Here is a 22,266-nt window from a genome sequence, read left to right on the forward strand (position 1 = left end):
AAAGAAGCATGAAGATTGCCATTATTGGAAGCCAGGCGTTCGACTCGTTCGAGTATAATCTGTGCGATTCGTTCAGGACGCTGGGGCATGAGGTATCCATCGTTGACATTGCCGATGTGCTGCCGGTATCGGTCCGGCTCAATTACTGGGTGTCTCGTTTCATCGAATCGTACGATCGAGTGGTGAGTGTTCGGCTGGCCAATAAAGTGGCGCTGCTTCGGCCCGATCTGGTGCTGGTGGTGTATCGAAACCTGCATCCCATGATTGTCCGGCAAATAAAGGAGCACTGCCCCGGCCCGCTAGTCGTTCAAATTAATCCGGATGCCTTATCGAACCTGGAAAAGCAACAGATCATAGCCGCCGATTTCGATCATTATTTCTCCAAAGAACCCTTTGTCGTTGATTTTCTGACGACCAAAATTGGTGCCAACGCGCACTACCTGCCCGAAGGATTCAACCCCCGCATTCATAAAAAACCAGCCATTGAGAAGACTATTGCCGAATGGCTCACGGAGATCGATGTTCTGGTGTTCGGGAATTTGTATGCCTACCGGGCGCGTATGATCGAGCACCTCATGCGGGCGGGTATCAAGGTAGCAGTGTATGGTACCGAGGGGCCTTATATGCGCCCGGTGGTGCGGTCGGCGTTTCGAAAGCAGTATCTGGTTGGCCCCGATAAAAATCGGTTGTTGTACGGCGCTAAAATCGTTTTTAATAATTTTCACTACGCAGAAATAACATCGGTCAACCAGAAATATTTTGAAATCAATGGGATCGGGGCCTTTCAACTGTCCGACTATAAACCCACTATCGAAGAATACACGGGCGTACCGGCCGATCTGGTAACGTACCGGTCGGTGGATGAAGCCATTGATAAAATTCGCCACTACCTAGTCCACGCCAGCGAACGGCATGAGCTGGCCGATCGGCAGTATGTTCATTTTCAGCAGCACCACACCCTCGATCTACGCGTTGGTGAGTTGCTTCATACGGTGGGTCTACCGGCAGCACCGGTAAGCGCAGTGGTCTGATGAAGCGACTGTTGCCCGCTTTTCTGCTTTTTTTGGTCATTTACCAGGGGAGTGCTGCCACTGCCTGTGAAGCGCTGGCGGTAGCGGCATCAGCCTACACGTTTCAGCAATTCATCACCCGGTTGGGCAGGACCATTGCCCTGATGGAGTGTATTGGTTTCATTGCATCGGTTGAGTTGCTGCTCGTTCCAGCCGTTACGTACTGGGTTTTTCCGGCGTCCATGCCGGTCGACTCCGCTACCTATTTTGCGTTTATCCTGCCTGCTTACAGCGCGTTTTATATTGGGGTTCTGGGGCTGGGCACGTGGCAAACGGCAGATTCACACAGGCAATATCTTCAGGCGGTAGCAGTCTACCTGCGGCAGAACCAGACCGGTGGTATCGTATTGCTGGTCATTGGTTTAGCGGGTTTTGCCGTTCGTGCGGTCATGCCCGCTGCACCGAGCTTTGTTGGGCTGTTACCCGCCAACTGCCTGTTTGTGAGCGCCTTTTACGCGTACTATTCCCGGAGCAAGTATCGCCTGATCCACATCAGCAGCGTAGTTATCGCGTTGCTGGCCTACACGGTCTGGTCAGGTATGTTTGGTGAGCTGTTTTTGTGGGGTATACTGGTCATCGTTTTCGTTTCGCCGGGTATACAAGACGGCTTAACAACCCGGCTGAAAAGTGCTGGCCTGGTGGCAGCCTGCCTGCTGCTGTTGCTGGTGCAGTCGATCAAGGGCGAGTATCGGTACAATACCTGGGGCCACCAGCGAACCGAACGCCGTGGCGACGCCCGCCTGATGGTCGAACTGCTCACCGACCGACTTGCCAATCCGGCAAAGTTGCTAAATGCCGACCATGCTTTTCTGTCGATTGTTCGGTTCAATCAGGGCATCATGGTGGGGAGTGCCATGGCCAGGGTGCCCCTGCACGAAGCCTATGCGGAGGGCGATGTGCTGCTGTCGCTCCTGTATCCGCTGGTGCCCCGGTTCATCTGGCCCGGAAAGCCACAGACGGGTGGTTATGAGAATATTCGACGGTTCACAAACCTGCCGCAGTCCGAGAATACGAGTATCAATCTGTCGCCGTTGGGAGAGGGGTATGTGAACTTTGGCTTTGGTGGGGTGCTGTTTGCGTTGTTCTACGGCCTGCTGGTAAGCAGCGGATTTCGGTATGGTTTGTATCTGGCAGAAAACAGGCCCTCAATTATTCTTTGGTTACCTATGCTATACATCGGCTGTCTAACCATGGAAACCGACCTGTTATCTACCTGGGGGAGCCTGATCAATGGTGCTATGTTCGGGGCGCTGCTCTTCTGGTTGGCAAAGCAGTTGGGTATCCAACTCTAACCCACCTATGACTGTTCTGTACCTATTCCGAAGTCCCGGCACCGGACAAAGCATTGAGTACCTGTTTGACTCCATACGCGATGAATTGGCAGTGCACGGTCTGCGAACGAAGGCCGCTTACTTACCCCATATCAGTCGGGGACTGCGTACGGTCTGGCAAAACCTGCGTTTCGTTAAGTCGCTCTCCGCCGACGTTTTCCACATCACCGGCGATGTGCATTATGCCGCCCTGGCCTTACCCGCGTCCCGAACGATACTGACCATTCACGACTGCTTTCTGCTGGAACACAACCGGCACCGTCCGCTCCGATACGCGGTTTTCTGGCTGTTCTGGTATTATTTGCCCATTTGTCGGGCTCGCATCGTAACCGCCGTGTCGGCGACAACAAAACAGGAACTGATTCGCCATGTAGGCCGTGTTGCCCAAAAGGTGCAGGTCATTCCGAATGGCTATGCGCCAGTGTTTATGCAGAATGACAAACCGTTTTGCCATCGCCAGCCAACCTTGCTTCAACTCGGTACCGCGGCCCACAAAAATGTGTCCCGTCTGGTAAGGGCCATTGAGGGGGTAGCGTGTACCCTTTTCCTCGTTGGCCCGCTATCCGCCGACCTGGTGTGGGAGCTTGACCAGCGGAAAATCAGGTACCGCAATTATGTCGATTTGAGTCGGGAAGAAGTCGTTCGCTTGTATGTGGGTTGCGACATCGTTACGTTTGTCTCCACGTACGAAGGGTTTGGTCTACCAATTCTCGAAGCCAATGCCGTTGGGCGGGTTGTTCTCACGTCCGATAGATCGCCCATGCGTGAGGTGGCTGCCAACGCGGCTCACCTGGTGGACCCGGTCGATACCGATGCCATCAGACAGGGTATTGGGCGACTCATTCGAGACGACCGTTACCGCCAGGAGTTAATTGAAAAAGGCCTGCAAAACGCCCGGCGATTTACCATCGCGATGGCTGCTCAACGTTACCGGAAATTGTATAATAACGTTTGTTCGGTACACCTGTCAACGCCTTCGTTTTTATGAAAATTGTTATGTCGGCCGACTGGTTCTATCCGGCGCAGGTGGGCGGTTCGGCCAGTACCATCTATTGGCAGGCCAAGGCCTTAACGGCACAAGGGCATCAGGTATCCATCGTGGCTACTTCGCAGAACATTCCTAACTCAATACCCCTCAATCGCTGGCTTTCGATGGACTGCGGCCGGGTAATTTATACGAAGAACCCCCATTTTTATTTGCCTGTCAGACACATTTTGTCCGGGTTAAAAGCCATTCGCAAGGCCGATGTTGTGCATGTAAACAGCCTGTTTTATCCCGCTTCGTTTATTTGGGTCATTGCCTGTCGACTACGGGGCAAGCCGGTTGTGTGGTCGCCCCACGGCGAATTGAGCCCGGCGGCCCTGAAGTTTCGGCCGTATTTAAAGCGGCTTTTGCTGCTTCTGTTTCGGGGGGTAAGTGCGGGGGTGCTGTTCCATGCAACGTCGGTGGACGAGATGAGGCAGATTCAGCGTCGTTTGGGGGCGCACGTTCAGGTTACCAAACTCAGGACAATGATGGACCCACCGCTACCGGTAGTACGGGTGGCCCGTCCTTACCTGCTGTTTATGGGGCGATTGCATCCAATAAAAGGTGTCGAACAACTGCTGAAGGCTCTCGCCGGGTCGGACGTGTTTCTGAAAAGCCATTATTCACTGCAAATAGCGGGTCCGGATACCGACAAAACTTATACTCGAAAGCTGAAAGAGCAGGTAATGAGGCTGGGGCTTTCGGAAAAGGTGTTTTTCATAGGTAACGTACAGGGCGAGGGCAAAGAACAGATTTATGCCAACGCCCATTTGCTGATTCTGCCATCACATGCCGAAAATTTCGGGAATGTCGTGATCGAGTCACTGGCGCAGGGAACGCCGGTTATTGCGTCAACCAACACCCCTTGGCAAGTGCTGGAAACGAAGCAGACGGGCCGGTGGGTCCCCAATGATGCCGAATCCCTGCGGAAAGCTATCGACATATTCCTGACCATGAAACCCGATCACTATGCCGGGTATCGGGCGCGGGCTGCCCAACTGGTGCGGAGCGATTATATGATAGATGGGCATATTGCGCTTTGGTCGGACGTGTACAAAGCCGCCCATTCACAGAATAGACTGGTTTACTGATGGATGACTATACCCGGCAGAGCCTCCTCGTCAGGAGTCGGAAAGTAGCCCGTTACGTGCGGCTGTATGGTCTTTTCAGAACGATTGCCAAAGTACGAGCGCACTACCATATGAATAACGAGTACCCCGAAACGGCATCGCTTCCGGTTCCGGCAGGTCCAACCGGTAAGCACGTTGGGATACTCGGCTGCGGGAAGTTTGCCTACGCCAATGTTGCTTATTACGTACATCAGAATTTCGGGGCGGTCATTCGGGGCGTGATGGACACGGATTTAAACAGAGCGATTTCCCTGGCGCAGCGGTACCGGGCCGATTACTACACCACCAACGCCGACGATGTACTGAATGACGCCCACATCGACCTGATTTATATTGTCTCGAATCACGCGTCACATGCCGAATATGCCATTGCGGCCATTCGGCATGGAAAAGCTGTTCACATTGAAAAGCCGCCTGTGGTCAATCTCGATCAGTTGATTCGACTGTGTACCGCCATCGACGAGCACAACGGGCGCGTTCGTCTGGGGTTCAACCGGCCCGAGAGTCCATTGGTCAGGTTGCTGAAACAACAACTGGACGCTCAAACCGGCCCGGCCATGATCAACTGGTTCGTGGCGGGCCACGCCATTTCTCCCGACCATTGGTATTTTGCGGAGGAAGAAGGCGGGCGAATTCTGGGCAATCTGTGCCATTGGATTGACTTTACGCTACGGCTGATTCCAGCCCCCAGCCGATACCCTGTTCAAATCATCCCAACGCGCTCCCGGCAATCGGACTGTAACATTAGTGTATCGTATGTGTTCGGCGATGGCTCCATCGCAACGATCACCTTTTCGGCAAAAGGGCACACGTTTGACGGGGTTCGGGAAACGCTGAATGTGCATAAAGGAAACCTGCTGGCTCAGTTAACGGACTTTCGAACGCTACGGTTCGACATTGGCCCCGTTGTGCGCCACCACCGCTTGTGGTTTCGGGACCACGGACACCGGCGTTCTATTCTCGATAGTTACTTAATGCGGACAGATAAGTCAAAGCAGGAAACGGGCGCAATGATCCGGGAAACGGGCCATCTCATGCTTAAAACCAGGGAGGCTCTGGAAACAAATACGGTTATGACCGTGACAGCCGGTTTTTCGCGCTCGTTGGCCTGAACCCCCACCCATGAAGATTATCAGTGTCGTTGGCACAAGGCCTAATTTTATGAAAGTGGCTCCGCTGCACCGCGCCCTGCTGACACAACCGGGTGTTCAATCGATACTTGTTCATACGGGTCAGCATTACGACGATCGGTTAAACGAGGTATTCATGAAGCAGCTAAAGCTGCCGCCACCTGATTACTGTCTGGCGGTCGTTGCCGGAACGGCATCCCGGCAAACGGCCGAAATTATCCAAAAGTTTGAGGGCGTACTGCGGGCCGAGCAACCTGATTGGGTAGTGGTTGTGGGCGATGTGACGAGTACGCTGGCTGGTGCGCTAACTGCCGTCCAGTTGGGAATTCGGGTGGCTCACGTGGAAGCGGGACTTCGTTCCGGCGATCGGCAAATGCCCGAAGAAATCAACCGCATACTGGTCGACTCCATGGCCGATCTGCTCTTTGTCACGGAGCAGGCCGGGCTCGATAACCTGCTCTACGAAGGCATTCCAACCCATAAAACTCATTTTGTCGGTAACGTGATGATCGACTCGCTGGTGCAGCATCGGTCCAAAGCCAATGCGTTGAATACCGTTGGAACACTCGGCCTGACGCCCAAACGGTACGCCCTGCTGACCATGCACCGTCCGGTTAATGTCGATACCGAATCCGGGCTGAATCGGTTGATTCAATTAATACACAGTACGGCGCAACACCTGGCTGTACTGTTTCCCGTTCATCCAAGAACTCGCGCCCGGCTGGAGAAATTTGGGCTGATGCCTGAGTTGATGGCTCTTGAAAACGTTCGTTTACTTGCTCCGCAGGGGTATCTTGAGTTCCTGAATCTAATGGAACACGCGGCCGTTGTCATCACCGATTCGGGCGGAATTCAGGAAGAAACGACGTACCTGAACGTGCCCTGTCTAACGTTTCGCACCTCAACCGAACGCCCCGTAACCATCGACCTGGGCACAAACCAGCTATTGCCCGACCTGAATCCCGCAACCGTTCGGCAAAAACTGGTGGCTATCCTTAACGGTCAGACCAAAACGGGTCAGATACCCCCATTATGGGACGGTAAAGCCGCTGATCGAATCGTGACCATACTGGCTGCGGCCGGTCAACTAAACGCATGAAACAACTCATCCAGAACCTCAGAACCGGTGCTGTTCAACTCGAAGATATACCTACTCCGCAGGTTCGCCGGGGGCAGGTACTGATTCAGACGCGCCGGTCGCTGGTGTCGCTCGGTACGGAGCGGATGCTGGTCGAGTTTGGCCGGTCCAGCCTGATCAACAAAGCGCGCCAGCAACCCGACCGGGTGAAGCAGGTGGTGGAGAAAATACAGTCGGATGGTCTTATACCCACGTTGGACGCTGTTTTTCGTAAACTTAATCAGCCGTTGCCCCTGGGTTACTGTAACGTAGGAACGGTACTGGCCGTGGGCGACGGGGTTATTGACCTTACAATTGGCGACCGGGTTGTGTCGAATGGGCACCATGCCGAAGTGGTTTGTGTGCCCCGGAATCTGGTGGCCCCGATTCCGGAGGAAGTGAGCGACGACGAAGCTGCGTTTACTGTTGTCGGGGCCATTGGTCTGCAAAGTATTCGGCTGCTGGCCCCAACGTTCGGCGAAACGGTTGTGGTGATTGGCCTGGGCCTGATTGGTCTGCTAACGGCCGAACTGTTGCGGATCAACGGTTGCCGGGTGATTGGCGTCGACATCAATGAAGCCAAATGCCGGATAGCCGCGCAAAGCTGCGTGGCTGTTATCAATTCGGCCAACGGGACCGACCCGGTTAACGCGGTGCTGGCGCTGACGAATGGAGCAGGGGCCGACGGGGTCATTATTGCGGCTTCGGCTCAGGCAGATGGTTTGCTCTCGCAGGCCGCGCGCATGAGCCGGAAACGGGGGCGGGTTGTGCTTACCGGCGTCGTTGACTTAACCATAAACCGGGCCGATTTCTACGAAAAAGAATTGTCGTTTCAGGTGTCGTGTTCTTACGGACCCGGTCGCTATGAGGACGATTACGAGCAGCGTGGTCAGGATTACCCGCTGGCGCATGTTCGCTGGACCGCCAACCGAAACTTCCAGGCCATACTTGAGGTGCTGGCCACGGGTCAGTTACGGGTAAAACCCTACATCACCGAAACTGTACCCCTGGCTCAGTACGAGAAAATCTACAATCGTCTTGAGGCATCGGAGCAGATTGCGGCCTTGCTGACGTATCCTGAACAGTTGACTTCGACACAAGTACGTACGCTCAGCCCCTGTCTGAATAAGCCGGGAAGTGCAACGGTGGGGATTATTGGGGCCGGAAACTTTACCGGCGCGGTACTGTTGCCTGCCCTGAAAGCCGCTGGCGCAAACTTAAAAGCCATTGCCAGTGCTGGCGGTTTACGATCGACGTTACTGGCTCAGAAATTCAGGATACCGCAAAGCACCACCGACTACCGCCAAATTCTGAATGATCCGGCGATTGACCTATGCCTCATCACCACCCGCCACGACAGCCACGCTCACCTGGCTATGGAGGCTTTGCGGGCCGGTAAGCACGTATTTGTCGAGAAACCTCTGGCTATTTACCCGGACGAACTAGCCCGCCTGATTGATGAGCAACAGGCGTCGGATCGACTCGTTATGGTTGGTTTTAATCGACGGTTTTCGCCTTACGCCCAAAAAATGAAAGCCTTGCTGGGCGGAGAACGGGCCGGTACAATACCGATGAATATCGTCGTGACGGTCAACGCGGGGTTTATTTCGGCTATTTCCTGGGAACATGACCGCGATAGTGGGGGCGGACGGATTCTGGGCGAAGCCTGCCACTTTGTCGACCTGATCAGCTTTCTGGCGGGTAGCCCGGTCGTCAGCGTGTGCCTCAACGCTATGGGGACACAGCCCGCAGAAACGACCGATTCGGCGTCTATGCTGCTACGGCTGGCCAACGGGTCGACGGGCGTGGTCAACTATTTCAGCAATGGGAGTAAAGCCTACCCCAAAGAGCGGGTGGAGGTGTATTCGCAGGGAAGAACGCTGGTGCTCGACAACTTTAGTTCGCTGACGGGCTACGGTGTGAAGGGCTTTAGCCGACTGGCGGGTCGACAGAATAAAGGCCATGCTGAATTGATGAAGCGCTTAATTGATGCGGTGCGTAACGGCCAACCTGATCGTACAACTGCACTTATTCCGTTCGCGGAGATCGTCAACACGACCCAGACGATGTTGGCCGCTTTGCAAAGCCTGCATGAGAATCGCTTCGTCGATGTTGCCGATATAGGCCTGTTTCACCCAACCACTTTTTCGGCAGATAAGCGATGAATAAACCGGGCTTGATCTGGCGAACAGTACGTCATTTGACGATGCGGCAAATCGTTTTTCAGGTGCTTGCACGCATCCGTCAGCGACCGCAACTGCGTTTTCCGAAAATTACCCCCGTAACGTATTCGGTAGCCGTCCCCGAAGCCGCTAAACCGCTGGCGTACAAGGAGGGGATGTTCACGTTTCTGAACCGGACGTATTCGCCGGAAGACGGGGCCATTGACTGGAACGGCCAGCAGCAGGAAACCGCTCGTTATGGCAGGCTCTGGACATACCACCTCAATTATTTCGATTTTCTGAATCAACCGGGTTTGCTGCCGGAGGCCGGTGTTGCGTTGATCCACGCGTTTATCCGTCAAAGCGGTTCGTTGCGGGATGGACTGGAGCCGTATCCTACCTCACTGCGAATCATGAACTGGATTCAGTTTTTGAGTCGTCATCAGCTTCAGAATAAAACGATCAATCGGCATCTGGCGGCTCAGATTGCGTTGGTGAGTCGGCGGGTGGAGTACCACATTGGCGGGAATCACCTGCTCGAAAATGGCTTTGCGTTGCTGATGGGCGGTTTATACTACCGAAGCAAACGGTGGTTCACCAAAGGTGCAGCGCTTGTTGAGGCCGAGCTTCGGGCGCAGGTACTGGCCGATGGAGGGCATTATGAGCGCAGCCCCGTGTACCACCAATTGCTGCTCGATCAGGTACTGACCGTTCTGATCGCGTTGCAAACCGACGACTGGCATCGGAGCCTACACGCAACATTTGCCCACTTTCTGGCCGGTCAAGCCCACCAAATGGGTGGCTGGCTTGACGGTATCACGTTTCGTAACGGCGATGTTCCCCTGGTCAATGATTCGGCGTTTGGCATTGCGCCCACAACGGCCCGGCTACGGGAAAAAGCGGCCTGTTTATGGGCCGTTTCTGATAGCCATGATACATACACCACAGGTTTCAGAAAACAAGGACTAACGGATAGCGGCTACCGGATGTTTCGGCTGGACTATTACGAACTTTTTGTGGATGTTGGCCCCGTTGGCCCGTCCGAGCAGCCCGGTCATGCCCACGCGGATACCTTTTCGTTTGTCTTTTACGCCGACGGTATTCCGCTGCTGGTGGATAGTGGCACATCGACCTATGAACCGGGGCCACGCCGGGCGTGGGAGCGGAGCACAGCGGCTCACAACACCGTTGAGGTAAACGGAATCAACTCATCCGAAGTCTGGGCGAACTTTCGGGTAGGCCGACGGGCGCGGGTTACAATGCTGGACGATACACCCGCCCGGCTCACCGCCAGGCACGATGGGTATCGGCAACTGGGGTTGCTCCACGAACGGACGTGGTCGATGGAACCGACGAGCATTACTATTATCGACCAGCTATTGAACACTCGGAACCGCCAAAAGGGCGTCTCGACCGGGGTGGCCCGCTTTCATGTTCATCCGGAGATCGCCGTACAGATTAGGGGTGAAGTGGTGACGGTAGGCGAATGGATATTCAGTTTTTTGTCAGACTCAAAAGTCATCGTATCGCTGGAAAGCTACGCTATGGCCGAAGGATTCAATCAATTGCAGGCGGGTTACTGCATCCGGGTTGACTTTAGCGGGAGTCTGAAAACGATACTTAGTCTTAGCCAATGACCATCCTTTTCCTGACGTTCTACTTCGAACCCGATACCGGCCCCGGTGCGTTTCGGACAACGGCGCTGGTGCGTGAACTGGCTCGCCAACTCAGTGCCGAAAGCACCGTTCATGTCATCACAACGCACCCCAGCCGGTATCAATCCTACAAGCCACCCGCTGCCGACCGGGAGGAATGGACGGACGGCAACTGCCCGGTAATGATCCGGCGCGTTCAGGTACCCGTGCATAACAACAGCCAACGGGGACAGATACGCTCGTTCGGGGCTTATTATCGGGCCGTGCATCGGCTCACCCGCCAGCGAAAATACGACCTTGTTGTGGCTTCGTCGTCCCGCCTGTTCACGGCCTTTCTGGCGGCACGGGTAGCCCGCAACTACCGGGTGCCGTTGTTTCTGGACATCCGGGATTTGTTCCGCGAAGCCCTGCTGGATACGCTCAGAGGATCGTTGGCAGCGGTGCTCCTGAACCCGTTGTTACAAGCTGTTGAGCACTACACGTTTAGAAGTGCCCGGCACATAAATCTGGTTTCGGAAGGGTTTCGTCCTTATTTCAAGGCTTATCCCAACGCTGCGTATAGCTATTTTACGAATGGAATCGATGCTATTTTTCTGACGGAGTTAGCGGCTATGTCGGGCCCCGTTCAACAACCCCGGCTGATTCTTTACGTGGGTAATATCGGCGAAGGGCAGGGGCTTCACAAAATCATTCCGCAGGCAGCTCGTATCCTGGGGGATGGTTACCGTTTTCTGATCATCGGCAATGGTGGCGCCCGGCATAAGCTGGAAGCCGCTATTCGTCGGGAAGGGGTCGATACGGTTGAGTTACGGGATACCGTTAGCCGAACGGCATTACTGGAGCCTTTTCGGCGGGCTGATTACCTGTTCCTTCACTTGAACGACCTGGACGCCTACAAACGGGTTCTACCCTCAAAACTGTTCGAATATGGTGCCACGGATAAGCCAATTATTGCGGGCGTTGCCGGGTACGCGGCCTCGTTTATCCGCGAACACTTGACAAACGGCATTGTATTCGAGCCCGGCAATGTGGACGAGCTGGTTCGGCAACTACAGGAAACGCCTTATGTCAGGAAATCCCGAGACGAGTTTCGGGCAAAATTTCAACGCAGCGCCATCTGTGAGGCTATGGCAACCGAAATCCTGAACACCGCACAGCTATCAGGCCGGAATCCTGCTTAACAACTGCCCATGAGCCTCACGGAATATTTTTTGCTGACAATTGGACTGGTTACGACTGAGTGGCTTCATTTGCGACTGGCCCGTCGGTATGCGTTTTTCGAGAAGCTCACTGAGCGTAGTATGCACCAGCACACAACGACAGTCCGCGCTGGCGGGTTTATCTTTTATCTGGCCGCGCTGGCTGCCATTTGGCGGGATGACAATCTTGTTTATTTCTGCCTTGGGTTGACAGCCCTGGCACTCATTAGCTTCTGGGACGATCTTGCCGATCTACCCAAGCGCTACCGAATCGTGGCACAGGTGCTGGCGGTGGGGTTGCTACTCGTGCAGGAGGGCCTGCTGGTCAGCCCGTGGTATGTTGCCATTGTGGTACTCCTGGCGGGTGTGGGCGCACTGAATGCGTATAATTTTATGGATGGTATCAATGGTATGACCGCCTTTTATAGTCTGGTCACCGTTGGGACGCTCTGGTTCGTAGAGGGGGCGGTGATGGGCACTACAGCCGCGTTATTCCCCTGCGTACTGATCGCTCTGGCAGTTTTTAGTTATGTAAATGCCCGCCCACGGGCTATGTGCTTTGCAGGGGATGTCGGGAGTATTTCTGTGGGGTTTATTGTGCTGTACGGTATTGTGGAATGTATTAGCCGCAGTCATTCCTGGCTGCCGGTTTTGTTCACTGCGGTCTACGGTGCCGATAGTCTGCTGACAATTCTTTACCGGCTTTATCTTAGGCAAAACATTGTTCAGGCACACCGGCTGCATCTTTATCAGGAACTGGTCAATGTACGGGGATGGCCACATCTGGGCGTATCGGCCTTGTACGCAGTCGTTCAGCTTGGCATCAACGGGCTCGTGATCGTGGCGATGAATAAGCCGCCGATGGTACAGATGCTGGTGGCTGGCGGGGTTATAGGCTGTCTAAGTACCGGGTACGTTCTGGCCCGGCTTCAGCTCAAAAAGGACACAAAAAAGCGGGTTGGTTTCTCGAAACCAACCCGCTTGTAGTACCGACCCGATTACTTTACGCTTTTGCCAATGGCGATCAGGTTTTCCGGCGTCTGTAGTCCCAGTACTTTTTTCAGGACTTTACCATTGCCGTCAATGAACAGCAGGGTTGGATAGGCTTCGAGCGGATACACCTGCGACAGGGCAGGGCCTTCCCCTTTTTCCATATCCATTTTCACGTTAATGAATTTTCCGTTGTAGAACTCACCAACGGCCTTCTTCGTAAATACGTTTTTCTGCAACAGTTTGCAGGGACCGCACCAGCTGGCGTAGGCGTCCAGAAAAATTACTTTTTTCTCTGCTTTTGCCTTCTTCAGAATGTCTTTCCAGGAGGCTTCCGTAAACTGTATGCCTTCTGTTTCGTCACCCGGAGTGCGTTTGCCTACTTTGGCAGGATTCGGTTCAGAGGAGTTTAGCGCAGCGCTGGTTGGTACAGAATGGATTCCCACCAGCAGGATAGCCAATAGCCAAATTACTTTTTTCATAGTCGAACCGGTGTACCGGTAGTCTTTTTGGTTTTCGGGATGATAACGAACGAACAGCCGAATTTCGTTTCCATTGGCGGGTCGTTTTATAAGACATAGTTAGCTTATAGTAGAGCAAATTACAAATCATGTGCCATTCTCCTTAATCTTTCCGAACTTTGCGGCCGTTTTAGTTAATAACATCATGCCTGTTAAGCAAGCCGAATTCTTTGTCAGCAACTCCGACCCGGCCAAGTGCCCCAAGCCCGACCGGCCCGAGTATGCGTTTATTGGTCGCTCAAACGTCGGTAAATCGTCGCTGATCAACATGCTGACCAGTCGCTCGTCGATGGCCAAAATTTCGGGAAAACCGGGTAAGACGCAGTTGATCAACCATTTTATCATTGACAACGAATGGTATCTGGTCGACCTTCCCGGTTACGGATATGCACAGGTCAGCAAAACCGATCGCGAGAAATTTGCCGTCCTCATTGATGGGTACCTCAAGAGTCGGCCCAACCTGCTGTGTATTTTCGTACTGGTCGATGCCCGCATTGCCCCCCAGAAATTAGATCTCGATTTTATGGCCAATCTGGGCGAACGAGGTTTACCGTTTGTTATCGTCTTTACAAAAACGGAAAAACTAGGACCGACCAAACTCCAGGCTACCCTCGAAACCTACCGTAATCGCCTGCTTGAAGACTGGGAGGAGGCCCCCCAGTTTTTTGTCACATCGGCGGTCACGGCGGCTGGTCGGGAAGATATTCTTTCCTTCATCCGTCCGCTGAACGAAGGGTATAAAAAGAAATAAGTGAAAGAGTGAAATAAGTGGAGTAAGTGAAAATGAAAGGTTAGCCTGGATTGTTCGCTCTTTCATTCTTTAGTAAGGCAATACCCGCAGCAAAACACACGTTACCAATTTACAAAGTCTCTCTATGGAACCATTAAAACAGATTGCCAATGTGGCTGGCTACAGCGGCCTTTACCGAATTCTGAAACCCGGACGGGCCGGTGTAATTGTTGAGTCATTAGACGAAAAGAAGGCGAAAACCATGATGGGCCCAACGGCTCGGGTATCGGTGTTGAGCGATATTTCTATTTACGTTGATGACGATAGCGAAGAACAATCCATCTCGCTGGGTCAGGTTTTGCTAGCAATCAATGAAAAATACGGTGAAACGCTGACCGTCGACCCAAAGGGCTCGAATGACGAATTAGCGGATTTTATGGCGTCTGTTGTGCCCACGTATGACCGTGAGCGCGTTCGGACAACGGATATCAAGAAACTGATCACCTGGTACGGCATTCTGCGCCAGTTTGCCCCGGAGGTTTTTGAGGGGGCTGCTGATGCGCCCGCTGAAGAAGCTGTAGCAGAGTCTGCTGTGAGTGACGAAGCGGCCGCAGTGGCTGAAACACCTGCTGACGAAGCACCGGTTGCGGAAGAAAAGGAAGCGCCAATGGCAGCTAAATCGGAAAAAGACTAAACATACGCTTACCAGACGGGTTAGTAATCCAGGTAAGACGAATAAAATTCTTCATTTTCAGTGAGAACAGAAAAGCCGCGATGACCATTGGTTTCGCGGCTTTTTAGTGTTTAAAGATAGTCAGGGGTTGTCAGAGATTGTCAAGAGTGGTCAGGGGTTGTCAAGCAACTTGTAGCTAACGAGTGAATGTTATTTTCGCCACCTGACTATACCTGACTACCCTTGGCTATTCTTTACAATCCCTGTCCTTAATCTACCGTACTCAATTTCACCGTATTCGTCCGGCGGGCCTGGGTGAGAGGCATACTGAGCGTATTGATGAAGATATCGCCCGATTCCAGCTGGCCCTGACCAACGAGTGTTTGTTTGATACCTTCTACAGTCTGGTCGATGGTTAAATTTAAATCCGGCTCGTAAGGAATTACCTGAACGCCCCAGTAAAGACCCAGGGTGTTCCGCAGTTGAGAATCATTGGAGAACACAAACAGATCGGCTTTGGGGCGGTGGTGCGAAAGGCGTACGGCCGTATAGCCGGAATTGGTGATGCCAATAATTGCTTTCGCTTTCGTATCCCGTGCCAGTCGGCAGGCGCTCATCACAACATTGTCGTTGAGGACGTTCTCCGTCGGCTGCTCGTTTACCTGTGCGTGGTAGCGATAGTAAATTTTATCCGTCGACTGCTCAACCTGCCGAATGGTATTGGCCATGCTCTCGACCGCCAGAATGGGGTACTTGCCCGAAGCGGTTTCGGCGCTCAGCATAACGGCATCTGCGCCATCCATGACCGAGTTGGCAATGTCATTGACTTCAGCGCGGGTTGGGCGTGGCGCATCGATCATGCTCTCCAGCATCTGCGTGGCCACAATGACGGGCTTGGCGGCCCGGTTACACTTCTCAACGAGCATCTTTTGGATCATCGGCACTTCTTCGGCCGGTAGCTCAACGCCAAGGTCGCCACGGGCTACCATCAGGCCATCCGTAGCGGCAATGATTTCGTCGATATTCTGAATAGCTTCGGGCTTTTCGATTTTCGCGATAACGCGGCTCTTCTTGCCTTTCGACTTGATGTATTCTTTGATTTCGATGATTTCGGACGCTTCCCGAACAAACGAAAGGGCAATCCATTCGGCATCGTGCTCCAGACCAAACTCCAGATCGGCCCAGTCTTTTTCGGTAACGGCGGGCATCGATACTTTCGTATTGGGCAGGTTTACGCCTTTTTTGGACTTCATCGAGCCACCGTAAACGACCTCCGTAACGACATCGGTACCTTCTTTACGAAGAACGCGTACCTCTAATTTGCCATCGTCCATCAGAATCCGTTCGCCGGGGTGTACATCGCGGTACATGTTTTTGTACGGGGTACTAACACGTTCGGCGGTACCAATGATGTCGTCGTTAGTGAAAACGAGTTCCTGACCGGCAACGATGGTGACACCATCTTTATTTTCAACATTACCGATGCGGATTTTTGGCCCCTGTAAATCCTGTAATATGCACAGGTGGAGGTTATGTTCTGCATTTAGCTCGCGGATGCGGGTAAGCCGCATCAGGTGATCTTCGTGGGTGCCGTGGGAGAAATTGAGTCGGAAAACGTTTACACCTGCTTTGGCTAGTGCCAGCAACTGTTCTTTCGTTTCGGAAGCCGGACCAATAGTGGCCACAATCTTGGTTTTCTTTGACATGGGACGGGAAAATTGGGCAAAATCGGCCAGAAGCCGGTGCAAAAATAACCGTATGGGCTGATAAACGGTGGTATTTACTGAAATTTTACAGTAAGAGTACCGAACTTACAAACAATCCACATCGGCTACGATGCTGACCTGCCGTAATCCTTTGTCGGTGAGGATGTCGTTGATGCGATCCTGAATGTACGTTTTCACCGCTTTTATGTTCACTTTGTCGCGTTCAATCTTGATGAGGATGTCGAACAGAAACTGGTTTCGGATGCGCTCGACCAGCGGTTCTTCGGGGCCCAGCACCCGGCTGCTGCCCAGCGCGTCGATTAGTTCGGCGGCCAGTCGTTCGGCAGCCTGGTGACTAATAGCCCGGTCGGTGTGGCGAACGGTTAGCTTGATGAGCCGTGAAAAAGGCGGGTAATTAAAATCCTGTCGCTCCTGAAGCTCCTCTTTAAACAGCCCTTTGTAGTCGTTATCGATAACTTTTTGTAGAATCGGCTGTTGTGGATTGCTGGTCTGGATGAGTACCGTTCCCTGACGACCCGCCCGCCGACCCGCCCGGCCGCTCACCTGCGTAATCATCTGAAAGGCCCGTTCAGTAGCCCGAAAGTCTGGAAAATGGATAAGCCGGTCGGCGTCGAAGATACCAACCAGACTAACATTGTCGAAGTCAAGCCCTTTGGTGATCATCTGGGTACCCACCAGAATATCGACCTGACCACCTTCGAATTCCTGAATGATCTGCTGATAGGCGTTTTTGGCGCGGGTGGTGTCCAGATCCATGCGCAGCACCCGCGACTGCGGGAAGAAAATCTGGAGCTGATCTTCCAGCTTTTCCGTGCCAAAGCCGATGGTCTTCACCTTGGTCGATCCACAGGTGGGACACATGCGCGGCACCCCTTCTTTATGGCCGCAATAGTGACAGCGCAACTCGGCGTCGCGTTGGTGATAGGTTAAGCTAACCGCGCAGTTGGGGCACTCCGCCGTCCAGTCGCAATCTTCGCATTGCATATAGGGCGAATACCCCCGGCGATTCTGGAACAGGATGCTTTGCTCTTTCCGCTCCATGTTGGCTTCCAGGGCACCCAGCAATACCGACGAAAACTCATTTCTCAGCGTCTTCTGTTTTTTCTCCTGCTGCATGTTTACCAGCATGATATTGGGCAGCGTAGCCTCGCCAAAGCGCTGAAACAGTTCCACCAACCCATAGCGGCCCTGTTTGGCCTGATAGTACGTTTCGAGCGAGGGCGTGGCCGAACCCAGCAACACCTTGGCCTGCTGCCAGTGCGCCAGCATAATGGCTACATCGCGGGCGTGGTAGCGCGGGGCCGGATCGTGTTGTTTGTAACTGGTTTCGTGTTCTTCATCCACGATAATGAGCCCCAGGTTATCGAACGGTAGAAACACTGCGGACCGCACCCCCACCACGAACTGATACTGACCGGAAACAACGCCTTTCCAGACCTCCACGCGTTCGTTATCGGAGAATTTGGAGTGATAAATTCCCATTTTATCCCCAAATACCCGTTGCAGACGCACAACGATTTGGGTGGTCAAGGCAATTTCGGGCAGGAGATACAGCACCTGCGAGCCACTGCCGAGGGCCTGCTGAATCAGATCAATATAGACTTCCGTCTTACCGCTGCCGGTAATGCCGTGCAGAAGTACAACGTTATGTTGTTCGAACTGCGCCATAATCTGGTTCGAGGCCGTCCGCTGGGCGTCGGTCAGCTTGATTTCGGTCTGCAGTCCATCCGTGCCGTTATCCGAAAACCGGGGTTGTATCACCTCGAACGTTTCGAAGACCTGATTTTTGATTAATGTCGTCAGGGATGACTGCGACAGCTCGTCGTCCTGGTTCAGAATCGTTTTGTCGAGCCCCTTTTCATTCAAAGACGGGGTCCGTTGTAGGGGAACATGGCTGAGGTACCGCATGACGACTTCCTGCTGTTTGGGCAGTTTTTCGAGTCGTTGAAGCAAAACAAGCAATTGTTCGCGCTCCTCGTAGGTCCGGTGAAGACGAATCTTCCGGACCATTTTAGGTGTGTATTTTTCCCGGACTTCTTCGAAAACGATAATGGCTTTCTTTTCGACCAGCGACTTAATCAGGGCCGCTACGTTAGTCCCCTCACCAGCCAGCCGACCAACTTCATCGTACGATAGAGCCGGGTGCTTTTTGAGTTCGGTAAGTAACGTTTCTTCAAGTTCGGTAAGCAGTTCGGGGTAGTTGAAATCGGGGTTAAACTGCACTTTGGACTGGCTGGAAATCTTCAGGCCCGATGGAAGCGCCACATTCATAACCTCGCCGATACAGCACATGTAATAGTCTGCGATCCATCTGAAAAGCTCTAGCTGGTAACTTGTGGTTAAAGGGTATTCGTCCAGTGTTTCATTGATGTAACGTGCCTGGTAGCCCGTTGGCGGGGTATTATGTAGCCTTGCAACAATGGCGGTGAAAACTCTGCCGTTCTTTTTGCCGAATGGGACGATGACTCTGGCACCAATTTTGATTCCGTCCGCCATGCCTCTCGGTACACGGTAGGTAAAGAGCTTGGGTACGGGAATAGGTAGGATCAAATCGGCGAAGAAGGTTATTTCTTCACCGTCAAATGATGAAAATAACGTATTAGCTTGGTTTTCCACAATCTAGTCAGGTCGTTCAGTAAAGATACGGAGAAAAGCCCCAGTCGCTGGCAAAGCTTTTGCGTAAAATGGAATGGTCGACTCCCGGTAGTACACAATCCATAATATAAGAATATAGTCGTTTGTTTTCTGTATGGGGCTTTTTGTCCCTATTCCTATACCTGGTTGTTGGCCTTATAGTAACTTGTTATTTGACTTAGTAAACTATTCTTGTATGAAACAACTGTACATGTTGTTATGCTTTTGGGTCATTGTGGGTAGTTGGGGAACTGCACAAGCTCAGGTAAGTGGGATCGTATTTAGAGACTTTGACTTAAATGGCGTTCGTTCTGATACATTGCCCATTGAGGCAGGCGTATCAGGCGTGAAAGTTCTCGCATTCGTTGACCTGGCTAACATGCCAATCCAGAGAATTACGGATTCTGACGGGAAGTATTCATTCAGTTCGTCCGAAATCCCGGCTGGTAAACCCGTACGGATTGAGTTCAGCGATTTGCCGCCGGGCAACTACAACGGTCCTTACGGTAAGGAAAGCGCAACGACGGTGCAGTTTGCGAAAGCGCCTGCCAGTCAGGTAAACGTTGGTGTCAATTATCCGGCTGATTACTGCCAGCCAACAAACGTTCAGTTCGTTGTTCCCTGCTATGTCAATGGGAATACCCAGATAACAACCGATGCCAACGGGAATCCGGTTGCCAATGAGAGGCAGGCTGGTAAAGCCGATGCGCTGGTTAGTATCGCCTACAGCGCCAGTGGTGTAGCATCGGCCACCAACTTCCCACCAGAACATATCGCTACGGCCGATCAGATAGGGTCTGTTTGGGGGCTGGCCTACCATCGACGAACCAAAAAGATATTTTCTGCCGCGTTTATTAAACGACACATGAGTCTCGGTCCCTTAGGCACCGGAGGGATTTACATGAGTGATGGCGCTACGCATAAAACCACCAATTTTCTGGATGTTAAAACGCTCGGAATCGACACGGGAGCTGATCCCCACACGGGTTTGTTTGCCGATAAGACCCAGGCTAGCGCTGATCCCGGTGCCATGAGCGCGGTAGGTCGTATTGGTATTGGAGGCATTGATATGTCGGAGGATGACAAGACGCTTTATTTTATTAATCTGAATGACCGAAAACTCTATGGTGTCTTTATCAATTCAATGGCCATTGCGCCAACATCGGCAACGGCCGTAAAGTCGTGGGCAATCCCTGCCCCTGGCTGTTCGAATGGTGATTTTCGTCCGTGGGCGTTAAAAGTTTATCATGGTAAAATTTATGTAGGTGTGGTCTGTTCGGCCGAAACATCACAGCAGAAAAGCGATCTGAGGGCAACCGTATACCGATTCGACCCCAACGCAGCTACGCCCCAATTTGAAACGGTTTTAAGCTTTCCCCTTGATTTTAGGCGTGGTCCAACCGATTTAACGACTGATCCGAATCAACCCGAATACGATTGTACCAAGTATGACCACTGGCTACCCTGGACAGATGCCTGGCCAACACCCTGTGGGCTGGGTAATAGTCGTCGATTTGTTATGTATCCGCAACCGATCCTGTCTGATCTTGAATTTGATGATGACGGGTCGATGTTGATCGGGTTTATGGATCGCTTCGGGAATATGTCTGGTGTGGCAAATCACGACCCCGCCGGTACCGGGTTGTATGATGGTTTTACGGGTGGAGATCTACTGCGGGCTCATAATAATAACGGAACCCTCGAATTAGAGAAGAACGGCAAATCCGGTAATTTGATCGGTAGTGGTGTTGGTAATAATGAGGGGCCCGTTGATGAGAATAATGTTGGTGGTGAGTTCTTTGGCAACGATTACTGGATGTTCCATAATAAAATTGGTCATGCCGAGGTCTCGAACGGGTCGTTGACATTCATTCCCGGCTACACGGAGGTGATCGCGTCGGCATTTGATCCAATTGAGAACATTTATCAATCGGGTGGATTTAAGGTATTTGGTGCCAAAACGGGCCTCGTTAATCGCAACTATGTTTTATATACACTTGAAGAATCGCCGGGGGTATTTGGAAAGGCAGGAGGATTGGGCGATGCAAAAGCCCTCTGTGATCCCGCTTCGGTAGAACTAGGTAACCGCGTTTGGTTCGACGACAATCGGGATGGTATACAGGACGCCTATGAGCCGGGGATTGATGGTGTTGTACTTACCCTGCACGACATGGAAAACGGCGGAACGGTTGTTGGTACCCAAACGACCCATGATGGAGGGCAGTTTTACTTCAATAACGTTACGGTACCGGGTGGATTGGCGTATCTGCACAAGTACGAAATTCGCATGGATACAGCACAGCTGGGGTCCCTGAATATCACCCTCGATGGTGCTAAACCTTTAGCCGCGTCCGGTGGTCGATTGGCCGCACGGGCAGCAGGAGCGCGTCAGGGAGCAGCTAGTCCCCAGCGGTATTATACACTTTCGCCAGCCAATCAGACCGGTTTCGCTAATGCAGATGTACGTGATTCGGATGCGCAGCTGGTTGGTAAATCAGCGGTAATCGCAGTAACGACGCAGGATGCCGGACAGAACGATTTTACGAATGACTTGTCCATCTATTCATGCCCTGAGCTGACTACTGAAAAAGATACCATTTCACTTTGTGCGGGGGCAAAACTTGACTCCATTGTTGCCGTTGGCAACTACCTGAGTCGGGTTGACTCGGTCCGCTTTGTCCGGTTCACCAGCCCTCAATCCGGTACGGCCATGTATGCAAATACGGGTGTTGTGCTAGGTACCGTGAAGCCCGGTCCAAACACAAATCGGGCTGTTTTATACAACCCACTCATCACCACAGACAATAACACTGGAAATGGGCAGAATCAATACATTTATGCCATTATTTACCCCACGCCTGTAAATGTATCCTGCCGTCAATCGGATAAGACAGTAATCAAGATCGCTCCCTCGCTTCGGGCGATGGCCAGTGGGGGCACGCTGACTTGCTCAGTGAAGAGCCTGACCCTGACGGGGCAGGCCCAGTACGGCGATGGCAGCCCGGCCAGCCCGGCGGTGTACAGCTGGAAAGGGCCAGCCAGTCCAGGCGGGGCCAGCTTCAGCAGCGTGGTGTCGAACCCGACTGTATCGGTAGCGGGCAGCTACACCTTAACAGTGAGCGACCCGGCTTGTCCTTCTACGATGGCCACCATTACGACGAATGTTACTT

16 protein-coding genes are annotated in these 22,266 nt (G+C 52.8%); 13 read left to right on the plus strand and 3 right to left on the minus strand.

What is annotated here, in order from left to right; translation table 11 throughout:
- Positions 1 to 8 precede the first annotated feature (8 nt).
- From CRO74_RS15220 to CRO74_RS15265, 10 genes are read left to right on the plus strand one after another with little or no spacing between them, the layout of a single operon-like run.
- Complete coding sequence (locus CRO74_RS15220) at positions 9 to 1,031, plus strand: CgeB family protein (RefSeq protein WP_097126880.1); 1,023 nt, start codon at positions 9 to 11, stop codon at positions 1,029 to 1,031.
- Positions 1,031 to 2,362, plus strand: coding sequence for a DUF8712 domain-containing protein (locus tag CRO74_RS15225; RefSeq protein WP_097126881.1), 1,332 nt, complete (start codon positions 1,031 to 1,033; stop codon positions 2,360 to 2,362). Before CRO74_RS15220 ends, CRO74_RS15225 begins: the two co-directional genes overlap by 1 nt.
- A gap of 7 nt (positions 2,363 to 2,369) precedes the next feature.
- On the plus strand, positions 2,370 to 3,389 hold the full coding sequence (locus CRO74_RS15230) for a glycosyltransferase family 4 protein (RefSeq protein ID WP_097126882.1): 1,020 nt from the start codon (positions 2,370 to 2,372) through the stop codon (positions 3,387 to 3,389).
- Positions 3,386 to 4,519, plus strand: coding sequence for a glycosyltransferase (locus tag CRO74_RS15235; protein WP_097126883.1), 1,134 nt, complete (start codon positions 3,386 to 3,388; stop codon positions 4,517 to 4,519). Before CRO74_RS15230 ends, CRO74_RS15235 begins: the two co-directional genes overlap by 4 nt.
- Positions 4,519 to 5,670 carry a Gfo/Idh/MocA family protein gene (locus tag CRO74_RS15240; protein ID WP_097126884.1) on the plus strand — a complete coding sequence of 384 codons (1,152 nt, stop codon included), beginning with the start codon at positions 4,519 to 4,521 and terminating at the stop codon, positions 5,668 to 5,670. Before CRO74_RS15235 ends, CRO74_RS15240 begins: the two co-directional genes overlap by 1 nt.
- 10 nt (positions 5,671 to 5,680) lie before the next feature.
- Positions 5,681 to 6,787: a non-hydrolyzing UDP-N-acetylglucosamine 2-epimerase gene (gene wecB, locus CRO74_RS15245; RefSeq protein ID WP_097126885.1), complete on the plus strand. Its 1,107-nt coding sequence runs from the start codon at positions 5,681 to 5,683 to the stop codon at positions 6,785 to 6,787.
- Positions 6,784 to 8,970 (plus strand): bi-domain-containing oxidoreductase, encoded by a 2,187-nt coding sequence (locus CRO74_RS15250; RefSeq protein WP_097126886.1) that lies wholly within the window; start codon positions 6,784 to 6,786, stop codon positions 8,968 to 8,970. Before wecB ends, CRO74_RS15250 begins: the two co-directional genes overlap by 4 nt.
- Positions 8,967 to 10,604 carry an alginate lyase family protein gene (locus tag CRO74_RS15255; protein WP_097126887.1) on the plus strand — a complete coding sequence of 546 codons (1,638 nt, stop codon included), beginning with the start codon at positions 8,967 to 8,969 and terminating at the stop codon, positions 10,602 to 10,604. Before CRO74_RS15250 ends, CRO74_RS15255 begins: the two co-directional genes overlap by 4 nt.
- A complete protein-coding gene (locus CRO74_RS15260) occupies positions 10,601 to 11,803 on the plus strand; it encodes a glycosyltransferase family 4 protein (RefSeq protein ID WP_097126888.1) in 1,203 nt (400 codons plus the stop codon). The genes CRO74_RS15255 and CRO74_RS15260 overlap by 4 nt, the downstream gene beginning before the upstream one ends.
- Before the next feature lie 9 nt (positions 11,804 to 11,812).
- Positions 11,813 to 12,808 (plus strand): MraY family glycosyltransferase, encoded by a 996-nt coding sequence (locus CRO74_RS15265; RefSeq protein ID WP_097126889.1) that lies wholly within the window; start codon positions 11,813 to 11,815, stop codon positions 12,806 to 12,808.
- Between the two features lie 11 nt (positions 12,809 to 12,819).
- Here the strand turns inward: CRO74_RS15265 and CRO74_RS15270 are convergent, their stop codons facing one another.
- Positions 12,820 to 13,293: a thioredoxin family protein gene (locus tag CRO74_RS15270; RefSeq protein WP_097126890.1), complete on the minus strand. Its 474-nt coding sequence runs from the start codon at positions 13,291 to 13,293 to the stop codon at positions 12,820 to 12,822.
- 184 nt (positions 13,294 to 13,477) lie between these two features.
- Between CRO74_RS15270 and yihA the strand changes: the two genes are divergently transcribed.
- Both yihA and CRO74_RS15280 read left to right on the plus strand, forming a co-directional pair.
- Complete coding sequence (gene yihA / locus CRO74_RS15275) at positions 13,478 to 14,083, plus strand: ribosome biogenesis GTP-binding protein YihA/YsxC (RefSeq protein ID WP_097126891.1); 606 nt, start codon at positions 13,478 to 13,480, stop codon at positions 14,081 to 14,083.
- Positions 14,084 to 14,207: 124 nt separating this feature from the next.
- Complete coding sequence (locus CRO74_RS15280; RefSeq protein ID WP_097126892.1) at positions 14,208 to 14,756, plus strand: DUF5606 family protein; 549 nt, start codon at positions 14,208 to 14,210, stop codon at positions 14,754 to 14,756.
- A 248-nt stretch (positions 14,757 to 15,004) separates the two neighbouring features.
- On the opposite strand, the gene pyk is transcribed toward CRO74_RS15280, so the two are convergent.
- Together pyk and priA are read right to left on the minus strand one after the other, a co-directional pair.
- Positions 15,005 to 16,441: a pyruvate kinase gene (gene pyk / locus CRO74_RS15285; RefSeq protein WP_097127119.1), complete on the minus strand. Its 1,437-nt coding sequence runs from the start codon at positions 16,439 to 16,441 to the stop codon at positions 15,005 to 15,007.
- Positions 16,442 to 16,546: 105 nt separating this feature from the next.
- Positions 16,547 to 19,078 carry a replication restart helicase PriA gene (priA, locus tag CRO74_RS15290; protein ID WP_097126893.1) on the minus strand — a complete coding sequence of 844 codons (2,532 nt, stop codon included), beginning with the start codon at positions 19,076 to 19,078 and terminating at the stop codon, positions 16,547 to 16,549.
- A 214-nt stretch (positions 19,079 to 19,292) separates the two neighbouring features.
- Between priA and CRO74_RS15295 the strand changes: the two genes are divergently transcribed.
- Positions 19,293 to 22,266 (plus strand): SdrD B-like domain-containing protein (locus CRO74_RS15295; protein ID WP_097126894.1); only part of this gene is annotated, 2,974 nt, incomplete at its 3' end.

The organism is Spirosoma fluviale (genome assembly GCF_900230225.1).
Taxonomy (GTDB): Bacteria; Bacteroidota; Bacteroidia; order Cytophagales; family Spirosomataceae; genus Spirosoma; species Spirosoma fluviale.

What these genes read in the sequence shown, in the direction of transcription:
- pyk (WP_097127119.1), bottom strand. Translation starts at nt 16,441, where the DNA reads ATGTCAAAGAAAACCAAGATTGTGGCCACTATTGGTCCGGCTTCCGAA.
- CRO74_RS15250 (WP_097126886.1), top strand. Translation starts at nt 6,784, where the DNA reads ATGAAACAACTCATCCAGAACCTCAGAACCGGTGCTGTTCAACTCGAA.
- wecB (WP_097126885.1), top strand. Translation starts at nt 5,681, where the DNA reads ATGAAGATTATCAGTGTCGTTGGCACAAGGCCTAATTTTATGAAAGTG.
- CRO74_RS15220 (WP_097126880.1), top strand. Translation starts at nt 9, where the DNA reads ATGAAGATTGCCATTATTGGAAGCCAGGCGTTCGACTCGTTCGAGTAT.
- CRO74_RS15270 (WP_097126890.1), bottom strand. Translation starts at nt 13,293, where the DNA reads ATGAAAAAAGTAATTTGGCTATTGGCTATCCTGCTGGTGGGAATCCAT.
- CRO74_RS15225 (WP_097126881.1), top strand. Translation starts at nt 1,031, where the DNA reads ATGAAGCGACTGTTGCCCGCTTTTCTGCTTTTTTTGGTCATTTACCAG.
- CRO74_RS15280 (WP_097126892.1), top strand. Translation starts at nt 14,208, where the DNA reads ATGGAACCATTAAAACAGATTGCCAATGTGGCTGGCTACAGCGGCCTT.
- CRO74_RS15255 (WP_097126887.1), top strand. Translation starts at nt 8,967, where the DNA reads ATGAATAAACCGGGCTTGATCTGGCGAACAGTACGTCATTTGACGATG.
- CRO74_RS15265 (WP_097126889.1), top strand. Translation starts at nt 11,813, where the DNA reads ATGAGCCTCACGGAATATTTTTTGCTGACAATTGGACTGGTTACGACT.
- CRO74_RS15235 (WP_097126883.1), top strand. Translation starts at nt 3,386, where the DNA reads ATGAAAATTGTTATGTCGGCCGACTGGTTCTATCCGGCGCAGGTGGGC.
- CRO74_RS15230 (WP_097126882.1), top strand. Translation starts at nt 2,370, where the DNA reads ATGACTGTTCTGTACCTATTCCGAAGTCCCGGCACCGGACAAAGCATT.
- yihA (WP_097126891.1), top strand. Translation starts at nt 13,478, where the DNA reads ATGCCTGTTAAGCAAGCCGAATTCTTTGTCAGCAACTCCGACCCGGCC.
- CRO74_RS15240 (WP_097126884.1), top strand. Translation starts at nt 4,519, where the DNA reads ATGGATGACTATACCCGGCAGAGCCTCCTCGTCAGGAGTCGGAAAGTA.
- CRO74_RS15260 (WP_097126888.1), top strand. Translation starts at nt 10,601, where the DNA reads ATGACCATCCTTTTCCTGACGTTCTACTTCGAACCCGATACCGGCCCC.